The sequence below is a fragment of the Mesobacillus sp. genome (genome assembly GCF_049588175.1).
In the GTDB taxonomy this organism is placed as follows: Bacteria; Bacillota; Bacilli; order Bacillales; family Cytobacillaceae; genus Mesobacillus.
Genome location: NZ_JBAVFI010000093.1, coordinates 1 through 1,754, shown reverse-complemented (window position 1 = coordinate 1,754; position 1,754 = coordinate 1). Strand labels below are relative to the sequence as shown.

Here is a 1,754-nt window from a genome sequence, read left to right as displayed (position 1 = left end):
ATCCAGGCCTGCCCCTGAACGTAATAGCAGTTCTTCTTGATGGACATCCTCGCCAGTAACTTTGCCCGCCCTAATCTTCTCTCCATCTGTTTGGACAAGAATTGCTTTCGTTTCTTTTAAGATTTTATATTTATGAGGATAATAGCCGATGACTGGATCTAATGCCACATAGAGTTTACCATTATCTGAAAGGATTGGGGTCATTTGAAGCTTTACAGGCTTCTCATTAATAAAATAGGTAAGTGAATCTGTAGGCATCTGCACTACTTTGTCAGCTGTGGTGAAAATCACCGAGTTCGATTCTGCGTCAAATACAATCGATTCATCGATCTTTTTCAGAAAATCAAGCGGAACATAAACTGTATCTTCGTGAATTAAAGCATTTCCAGCCTGCTCTCCTTTATATACAATCGGAGATTCCCCTTGAAAGTAGTCTGTTTTTTCTGTTGAAGCAAAAGGATAAAGCAAATAATATATGCTTGAAGCTATTATGAAAGCGGAAAAAATTAGACCCGCTAATATGATTTTTTTTGATATATATTTTTTCTCTTTTATCTTGAGCTCTGCCATAAGATTCCCCCCTATTAACTATCGTACTGAAAGAAATTGGAAATGAGAAGGGGTTTTTACATGATTAGTAAAGTTTATACCAAGTCGACTAGTTGATTTTCTTCACTAGCAGCCAATTGAAAAAAGGCTTCCAATAAGGAAGCCACAGCTTGTCGACAAAGATACTTTTCACAGTTCATTTATTGAAACACTGTTGATTGGAGTGGAAGGCGCGTAGACTCCGGAAAATGCTAACGCATTTCCATCGTGCGTGGGCAGATTCGAGGAAGCAAATCAATGTCCTGCGGGCTCACCGCCAGCCCCTAGAAGAATTTGCTTATGAAAAAGCCGGCAGTTGGGCTTTTTCATAATTCTTCCGCGGAAAGCGAAGCGACTGGAACGGAAATCAACAGACCTGTTTTACTTTCCAACCATAATCAAAAACTGTGGCAAGCTTGCTTTCATCAAGTTTGTCTACAGTCTGAGGCTTCCAAAAAGGAAGCCCTAGTATCAATAACTAGTAAATCTAAGGAGTTTCTGAATCCAGTAGATAATATATTTAAATGGAGTCATCGTGTCTTCTTTATCTTCGTATTCAAGGGTGAAATTGCCGTCCTCATTATTCCAAAGCCGCTTAAAATATTGATCTACGTCTTTTACAACCTGGCTATCAGCAGGTGCGGTGATTTTTAGGTTTGTCTCCAAATTGAAGTCATCGAGATTTCTACTAGTAAAATTGGCTGAGCCGCCAAGGACTGTTGCTTTATTCTTGCGGTCAAAATAAATCATTTTTGTATGGTATTGTTCTTCCCCGGTATCATACCATTTAATATGAATGTTCTTGCTGCCCAGTTTTTGCATTTCCGCAGATACCGGTATATTTGGCAGCCCCGACTTTTGGTTTCCGAAAGCATTTGTATTTGGATCAAGAATGATATTTACTTCAGCACCGCGGTCTGCAGCCTTATCAATTTCGTCAATGACCTTCCTTTCGGCAAGATAAAACATTCCGATCCAGATTTTTTCGCCTTTTTTTGTCTTCTTAAGCTCATCGAGAAGATGCTTCAATATCTTGCCTTCTGTCATAACCTGTACCTTTATTTTGCCCGTTTCCTTAGCAGTTGAAAACTCAGGGAGTTTGCTTCCTCCTGAAAAATCAGACACGGACTGCTCTGATTCCAAAATGTCCCCAATGACATTCCCGC

At 39.7% G+C, this 1,754-nt stretch carries 2 protein-coding genes; both read right to left on the bottom strand.

Annotation, left to right across the window (positions count from 1 at the left end; translation table 11 throughout):
- Window positions 1–570 (bottom strand): stalk domain-containing protein (locus WB217_RS02020; protein ID WP_423990168.1); only part of this gene is annotated, 570 nt, incomplete at its 3' end.
- Between the two features lie 489 nt (window positions 571–1,059).
- Window positions 1,060–1,754 (bottom strand): phospholipase D-like domain-containing protein (locus tag WB217_RS02015; protein WP_423990166.1); only part of this gene is annotated, 695 nt, incomplete at its 5' end.